This window comes from Parabacteroides sp. AF39-10AC, assembly GCF_003635405.1.
GTDB lineage: Bacteria > Bacteroidota > Bacteroidia > Bacteroidales > Tannerellaceae > Parabacteroides > Parabacteroides distasonis.
Window position 1 is genome coordinate 1 of sequence record NZ_QTLP01000058.1, and the last position, 7,937, is coordinate 7,937.

At 45.6% G+C, this 7,937-nt stretch carries 9 protein-coding genes; all 9 read left to right on the forward strand.

Going from position 1 to position 7,937, the window contains the following annotated elements; genetic code table 11:
• The coding region (locus DW033_RS23840; protein WP_199712383.1) for a UDP-N-acetylglucosamine 2-epimerase at window positions 1-333 on the forward strand (333 nt) is incomplete at its 5' end.
• Window positions 330-1,520, forward strand: coding sequence for a glycosyltransferase family 4 protein (locus DW033_RS23845; protein ID WP_122383228.1), 1,191 nt, complete (start codon window positions 330-332; stop codon window positions 1,518-1,520). The genes DW033_RS23840 and DW033_RS23845, both read left to right, overlap by 4 nt.
• Before the next feature lie 150 nt (window positions 1,521-1,670).
• The gene (locus DW033_RS23850; protein ID WP_122383229.1) at window positions 1,671-2,654 is read left to right on the forward strand and encodes an NAD-dependent epimerase/dehydratase family protein; all 984 of its coding nucleotides are present in this window, start codon (window positions 1,671-1,673) and stop codon (window positions 2,652-2,654) included.
• A gap of 6 nt (window positions 2,655-2,660) precedes the next feature.
• Window positions 2,661-3,662 (forward strand): glycosyltransferase family 4 protein, encoded by a 1,002-nt coding sequence (locus tag DW033_RS23855; RefSeq protein WP_122383230.1) that lies wholly within the window; start codon window positions 2,661-2,663, stop codon window positions 3,660-3,662.
• Between the two features lie 117 nt (window positions 3,663-3,779).
• Window positions 3,780-5,690 (forward strand): nucleoside-diphosphate sugar epimerase/dehydratase, encoded by a 1,911-nt coding sequence (locus DW033_RS23860; RefSeq protein ID WP_122383231.1) that lies wholly within the window; start codon window positions 3,780-3,782, stop codon window positions 5,688-5,690.
• A gap of 322 nt (window positions 5,691-6,012) precedes the next feature.
• Complete coding sequence (locus tag DW033_RS23865) at window positions 6,013-6,495, forward strand: hypothetical protein (RefSeq protein WP_122383232.1); 483 nt, start codon at window positions 6,013-6,015, stop codon at window positions 6,493-6,495.
• Window positions 6,496-6,695: 200 nt separating this feature from the next.
• Window positions 6,696-7,139: an HU family DNA-binding protein gene (locus DW033_RS23870; RefSeq protein ID WP_036614740.1), complete on the forward strand. Its 444-nt coding sequence runs from the start codon at window positions 6,696-6,698 to the stop codon at window positions 7,137-7,139.
• Entirely contained in the window at window positions 7,129-7,323 is a 195-nt protein-coding gene (locus DW033_RS24420) for a hypothetical protein (protein WP_140394020.1), read from the forward strand. The genes DW033_RS23870 and DW033_RS24420 overlap by 11 nt, the downstream gene beginning before the upstream one ends.
• 21 nt (window positions 7,324-7,344) lie before the next feature.
• Window positions 7,345-7,761, forward strand: a complete 417-nt coding sequence (locus tag DW033_RS23875) for a D-Ala-D-Ala carboxypeptidase family metallohydrolase (protein WP_009276832.1) — start codon at window positions 7,345-7,347, stop codon at window positions 7,759-7,761.
• Window positions 7,762-7,937 lie beyond the last annotated feature (176 nt).

A 7,937-nucleotide genomic window follows, 5' to 3' on the forward strand; every position in this document is an offset into this window, starting at 1 on the left:
AATATGTTCTTCATTGAGCCATTGGAATATCTGTCGTTTGTCTATCTGATGGAGAAATCAACGATAGTGCTGACCGATAGCGGCGGTATCCAAGAGGAGGCTCCCGGCTTGGGCAAGCCCGTGTTGGTGATGCGTGATACGACCGAGCGTCCGGAGGCTCTCGCGGCAGGTACGGTGAAACTGGTCGGAACGGACTATGACAAGATCGTGAGCGAGGTCTCGGCGTTGCTTGATGATACGGCTTATTACGATGCGATGAGCAAGGCGGTCAATCCCTATGGTGATGGATTGGCTTGTGGAAGGATCGTGGAATTTTTGAACCGGAAGGAATGAGGGTCTTGATCGTTTCTCCCTCTTATCTTCCGGAGATCGGTGCGGCACCCTCACGCATTACGAACATGGCGGAGGGACTGTCCGGCTTAGGGATAAAGGTGGATGTGTTGACTTGCTTACCCAATTATCCCAAGGGACGTATCTTTGATGGATATAGGGGGGCTTTTTCCAAGACAGAGGATGTAAACGGGATAATGGTCTTCAGGTACTGGACGTATGCCTCGATCTCGAGGAGACCGTTGGTCCGTCTTGCCAGTATGTGCGCTTTCGCCACGACCCTTTGGTGTTTCGCTCTCAAGCGTAAGCGTATAAAATCTTATGATAAGGTGATCATCCAGACCCCTCCTGTTTTGGCGGCGGCCTCGGCCATGTTGCTTTTTCGTTGCTGCTACCGGAAAAAGGTGGTGCTGAACGTCTCAGACCTTTGGCCATTGTCGGCCGTGGAGCTGGGGGCCATGAAAGAGGGTGGCGTTTATCATGGGGTGATGGAGCGTATCGAGCGGTTCCTTTATCGTAAGGCCACGGCCTGTCAAGGGCAGAGTAAGGAGATCGTGGATTATATAAAACGGTATGAGCCGGGCAAGGCCTCGTTCTTGTATCGGAATTTGCAGCATCGTTTTGTTTTACCGAATCAACCCCCTTCTTCTCGAAAGCCTTTCAGGATCGTCTATGCCGGTTTGCTGGGCGTGGCGCAGAATATATTGGAGTTGATAGAGCGTATCGATTTTAAAGGGATGGGAGCGGAGCTTCATTTATTTGGAGGGGGCAATCAAGCCTTGGAGATAGAGGATTATGTGAGGACACATGATAAAGGGGTCTTTTATCATGGCTCTTTGCCCAAGGAACGGATGCGTGAGGAGCTTACACGTTACCATGCCTCCATTATCCCCTTGACGGTTCGTATAAGGGGGGCGGTACCTTCTAAATTATTTGATTTGCTGCCGTTAGGCGTTCCTATCTTGTTTTGCGGAGGCGGCGAGGGCGAGGAGATTGTAAAGGAGAATCTGTTGGGTTTTGTCTCGGCCCCCGGAGATTATGAGGGACTTTCTAAAAATATACAAGCCATGAGCCACTTGCCGGATGAGGAGTATCGACAGCTAAAAGCGAACTGCTTAAGATTATCCCAGACGACTTTCTGTTTTGAAAGGCAACTGGAGGCGTACAAACGTTTTTTATCGGCTTTCTGATTTTTGAATGTCAGTGTCTAAGAGTGACGTATGGGAAAATAAATAACCCGTTGGTAGGATTGAATTAGTAGTAAGTACTCAAGCCGAAGTGTTGACAAAGTTCTTTTTAAGGGGGGGCTAATTGGGGTACTTATCATAAATAAATTTGCAATGAATATATTAATAACAGGGATCCACGGTTTTGTGGGTTCCAATCTGGTTGTTGCCTTGAAGGAGCGTCATGGCCTCTATGGTTTGGATATTGTTACCCCGGAAAAGGACGGTGTGATAAAGACTTTTTCTTGGGATGACTTAGATAAGGAGATACCGGAATTTGATGCGGTGATCCATTTGGCGGGGAAAGCGCATGATACTAAAAATAGGAGTGCCGCAGATACTTATTTTAAGATTAATACGGGATTGACCCAACGAATTTTTGATTGGTTTTTGTCTCGGCCTTCTATCAAGAAATTTATCTTTTTTTCTACGGTAAAAAGTGCGGCTGATTCTGTACAAGGAGATATACTAACCGAAGAATGTGTACCTGTTCCCATAGGACCGTACGGTGAAAGTAAAATCAAGGCTGAGAACTATATCATCGAGAGGTTTGCGCCTGAAGCGTTAGGCAATTTGTATCATGCGTTTGGAGATAGTTCTATCTATCCCGACAAACAGGTATATATCATGCGTCCTTGTATGATTCATGGCCCGGGAAATAAGGGGAATTTGAATCTGTTATATAATGTAGTGAGTAAAGGGATTCCTTGGCCGCTTGGGGCATTTGAGAATCGTCGTTCATTCACTAGCGTACAGAACCTCTGTACAGTGATAGAAGGTTTCTTGACTCAAAAGGTAGAGAGCGGCATCTATCATATGGCTGATGACGATCCGTTGTCTACTAATGAATTAATCGAGGTGATTTGTGAGGCGTTGGGTAAGAAGACGAGAATTTTGTATATCCCTAAAGGGGTAATGAACGTGATGGCAGAGATGGGTGGATGGCTACATCTTCCACTCAATCCGTTTCGTATGCGGAAGCTGACAGAGAATTATGTGGTAAGTAATGCTAAAATAAAAAAGGCTTTGGGGTTACAAAAGATGCCGGTATCCGCAAAAGAGGGATTGGCTTGTACTATTCTTAGCTTTAAGAAGTGATAAGATATGAACGGCTTGCTTTATGTACTGATTTTCGCTTTGCTATTTTTTGCGGAGCTTTTTTATTTCCATATAGCGGATAAGTTTAATATCATTGATAAACCCAACGAGCGCAGTTCCCATGCCTCTATTGTCTTGAGAGGTGGTGGCATTATCTTTTTACTGGGTTTATGGACATGGGCTTTCTTTTTTGGATTTTCTGCGCCGTGGTTTCTTATGGCCGTTACCTTAATTGGGGGCGTAAGTTTTATAGATGATGTACGTAGCTTGCCTGATTCTGTGCGTTTGGTGGCCCAATTCATTGCCATGGTGATGATGTTTTATCAATTGGATATATTGCGCCTGAATATGTGGTGGGTGTTGTTGTTGGCGCTTATCGTTTGTGTGGGAGCCTCGAATATCATTAATTTCATGGATGGTATAAATGGCATTACGGCTGGTTATTCTCTATCAGTATTGCTTCCATTGATGTTGGTAAACGAGAAGTCCGGTTTTGTTGATCCGTCTTTGATCTACGTTTCGGCACTTAGTGTTTTGGTGTTCTGTCTTTTTAACTTTCGTCCCAAGGGAAAGGCTAAGTGCTTCGCCGGAGATGTAGGTTCTATAAGTATAGCCTATATTTTGCTGTTTATGATAGGCAGTCTGATTATTAAGACAACGGACGTGACTTACTTGGTCTTTTTATTGGTTTATGGTGTGGATGGTTGTTTGACGATAATGCATCGCGTTCTACTGCATGAGAATCTAGGTCAAGCGCATCGTAAACACGCTTATCAGTTGATGGCGAATGAACTTAAGATTGGTCACGTTAAAGTGTCGTTGGTATATATGTGTTTACAATTGGCGGTTTCTTTGGCATTTATCTATGTGATACCTGATACCGTAACGGCACATTGGTTGTATTTGTTGGCGGTAGTAGTGGTGGTGGCGTTGTTGTATGTGGTATTTATGAAAAAATACTATTGTTTGCATGAAGAATATTTAGCTTCGATTATAAAAGAGAATTAAGTTATGGTTTTTATGTGGATTTTACTTGCTTACATGAGTGATACCCCCCTGATCCTTATGTGCTAAGGATATGGCCTATATCGTTAATTGTTTAAAGAAAAATATATTGAGATTATTATGAGTCTTTTTTCTCGACTATCTACCTGGTACTTTTCCAAGAAATCCTTACCCTATTGGGGTATTATCTTGCTGGATTGCTGCTTGATCCTATTTTCCGGCTTATTGGTGTATACCTTGAATAACGGGGTATTATCAACCTTGGATATCTTAGGGCATCTATTGGTCACGCTGTTGGTATGCCTGATTCCTTATCTGGTAGGCTTTCGCCTGTTCCATACCTATTCGGGGATCATACGTTATTCCTCTTTCGTGGACTTGCAAAAGGTGGGGTTCGCCGTCTTGTTTGGCTTGATTTGCGTGGTCGTGTTTCAGGCACTGACCGATTTCTCTCCTTATTTGATGTATATCCGTAAACGGGATCTGATCCTCTCCGCATTGTTGGCTATGAGCTTGATGTGGATGATGCGTGTGTTCGTGAAATATTTTTATGTAAGTACTTTTCGTGTGGCTAAGGCGGAACGAGCCTTTATCTATGGCGTGAAGCAAGGTGGGGTGAGTTTGGCGAAAAGTATCCAGAATCAAGATCCGGCCCGGTTTGTACTGGCAGGGTTTATCTCGGATCTGACAGAGATAGGGAATCGGTATTTAATGGGAGTCAAGGTTTATCCGAATAACGAGGATTTGATTGGTGTGATGAGAAGGCTGCAAGCCGATGTTTTGTTGGTATCTCCCTTAAAGGTTGAGGCGATCCGGAATAATCAGGAGATGGTGGACAGGCTGATCAAGGCGAATATAAAGATCTATATGACTCCTGCCGCCCAAGAGTGGGACGGGAGGAGCGACTTGAACCATACCCAGTTGAGGGAGGTGAATATAGAGGATTTACTGCCCCGTGATAAGATCGAGATAGACTTGGAGGCGGTGAGGGAGCAGCTTACCGGTAAGCGGATTCTGATAACAGGAGCCGCCGGGAGTATCGGCAGCGAGATCGTGCGGCAGGTGGCCCAGTTCGCCCCGGAACGTATGGTCTTGATAGATCAGGCGGAGACCCCCTTGCACGATGTCCGCTTGATGATGGCTCGTCAGTGGTCGAATATAGAATCCTATACGGTTGTGAGCGATATTTGTGTACGTGAACGCATGGAGGAATTGTTCGAGGAGCATCGTCCGGATTACGTGTTTCATGCCGCGGCCTACAAGCATGTACCTATGATGGAGGATAATCCGGAGGAGAGTGTCCGCAACAACGTGGACGGTACCCGGGTGATCGCTGACTTGGCGGTGAAATACGGCACGAGGAAGTTCGTGATGGTATCGACCGACAAGGCGGTGAATCCCACGAACGTGATGGGCTGCTCGAAACGTATTTGCGAGATCTACGTGCAGAGCTTGGACCAGGCTATCAAGGATGGGAAGGTGAGGGGGCGTACGCAATTCGTGACGACTCGTTTCGGCAATGTGCTGGGATCGAACGGTTCCGTGATCCCGTTATTCAAGGAGCAGATCAAGCGGGGCGGTCCTGTTACGGTGACGCACAAGGATATCATTCGTTTCTTCATGCTGATACCGGAGGCTTGTAAGCTGGTCCTAGAGGCCGGTACGATGGGTAATGGGGGAGAGATCTTCGTGTTCGATATGGGTAAACCTGTACGGATCGTGGATCTGGCTGAGCGTATGATTCGCCTGAGCGGGGTGAAGGGAATCGAGATCCGGTTCACGGGATTGCGAGACGGGGAGAAGTTGTATGAGGAGGTACTCAATGAGGAGGAGACCTCCAAGCCTACTTTTCATCCGAAGATCAAGATCGCCCAAGTCCGTGCGTATGACTATGCTGACGCCAATCTGCGGATTGATGCCTTGGTACGTGCTTGTGCCGTGGAGGGGGATATGCAGATCGTGAAGCGGATGAAGGAGATCGTTCCTGAGTTCAAGAGCCAGCATTCTAAATATGAGGTGTTGGATGAATAGAGCGAAATAAAAAGTAAATTATGGATTTATCCGTGAGGGCCTATGCTATTAATGTTGATTTAAATATAGCGTCAAAAAAGAAGAGCCTCCCCAGAGGCATTTGCAAGAAAAGAGAAGGAACCATGTGGGTTTTGTGATGAAAAGATAGGATGATAGAGATTTTGTAGAATCGATATAAGGTCAAGGTTTTGTACCGGTCTTCTTTTCCCGTAAAGGGATTTAGAAGGCCGGTTCTGTTTTTATATATGTGTTTGAAAATCCGTATGTAAGTACGGTGTCCGGCCATATGCGGCGCAGGGATAAACATTCCCCCTGCGTTCGCATGATGAAAAAGATCTATGAGCGTTTGAGAGAGAGATTGGGGCATAAGCCCACGGTGAAGAATTTTGACGCGTTCTTGGTAACGTTGGGGCCGGATGAGCGGGAGTCTTGGAAAATGGATGTGTGTAGTTTGGGATATGGAGATTATTATAGGAAGATGCCCGGGGCGTACCGTAAATTTATCCGGAAGTATATGGAGCATGACCGGGAGTGCGAACGGTGTTATATACGTAAGTATACGGTGCGTGGTGATTTGTTGTATTCCCCATTTCGTCCGGAACTCTTGTTGGAGCTAGTGAAGCTTGTGGAGTTTACGGATCGTGAGACTCCCCCTTCCTCCTTGGAAATAGCCTCTTGCTTGTTGATGGGGTTTGATTTTCCGGACTCGGTGCGTAGCTTGGCTTCTCATTTGCGAGAGGCGGGGCATTCTGCGGAAACAGTCTTGGTGCTTGCCGGAAAGAGGGAGGTGACGGATGAGTTTTAAAAGAGATATGGATTTGAATGTTAGTTAAGAATAGCAGGTTTTTGTTGTCTTTGAAAAGGGGAATTTTGGGGCTTTTTTATTTTTAATTAGTTGAATATTACTTGTTTGATGGATAAAACTACGGACGTTCGTCTCTTCTGGGCCATCTTACCTTTGTGTCGTGCTCCATAAGGGGTATATAACCATAAAAATTAAAAGATATGGCACAAGGTTTTAAGTTGGTGTTGCGTCCGTCGAAGCCGGGCGAGAAGGATTCAGAGAAAAAGTTTTATGCGGTGTCGAAAACGAATGGTACCTCCAGTATGAAAACGCTATGTAAGTTGATCTCGGCACGTAGTACGGTGTCGTCGGCAGATGTGAAGGCGGTATTGGATAACCTTAATTTCGTATTAGATATGGAACTTCAGGAGGGTCGTATCGTAAAGTTCGGCGATTTCGGGAGTTTTCGGATCTCGGTGAGTAGTGATGGTGTAACAGATAAAAAGGATTTCAATTCGGGTATGCTGCGCCCGCCGCGTATCATTTTCACTCCGGGAGGTGAGTTGAAGGATACGAAGAAGACACTGGAGTACTCACGGATCTCCCAAGATGGTGCCACTGCGGAGGCTGGTGGCTCTGATAGTGATAGCCCGAGTGAGATTTAACGTGCAACTGGTAATGGCCGTGCTGCTTTGCGTGGCCGGCCTTGCCTTAGTATTCTGTGGTTTTTGGGTGGCTCCTTCCGGTGAGATAGATAACAGCGTGCTGGTCGCATTTGGGGAGATCTGTACGTTTGCCGGTGCGTTGTTTGGGGTGGACTACTCTTATAAATTGAAAATTAAGGATTGAAAATTGAAAATTTGAGTTAAGATGGAAAAGGATGAGAAGAGATTGACAGAGCATTTTCGTATGGACGAGTTTGTTTATAGTGCGATGGCGGTGGAACTTGGACTTAATAATGCGTTACCTTCGGAGGTAATACCGGCGATACGGAATCTAACGGTGCGGTTGTTGGAACCTTTGCGTATATATCATCGACAGCCTATGTATATCATGAGTGGCTATCGAAGCGAAGAGTTAAACCGATTAGTGGGAGGTGCCCCTAGCTCGCAACATATGAAGGGGGAGGCGGTAGACATTTACACGGTGGATCGCAACCGACTATTGGAGGACTTGGTGGCAAGCTGCCTGAATTTTGATCAGGCGATCCTTTATCGTACGAAGGGATTCATACATCTTTCATTAAAAAAACATGGGGTGAACAGAAAACAGATTTTATTTAAATAGGAGGGGGTATGAGTGGATTTTGGAAAAAAGGATACTATATATTGTGTTTTATCGTACGTACATTATATAACTTGTTAAGTCTTGGGAAAAAGCCTAAAAAATAATGCCCGATAAATTTGGATTGTATGTTTTATAGCATTACTTTTGCACCCGCATTCGAGAGAGAACGGCGCTTC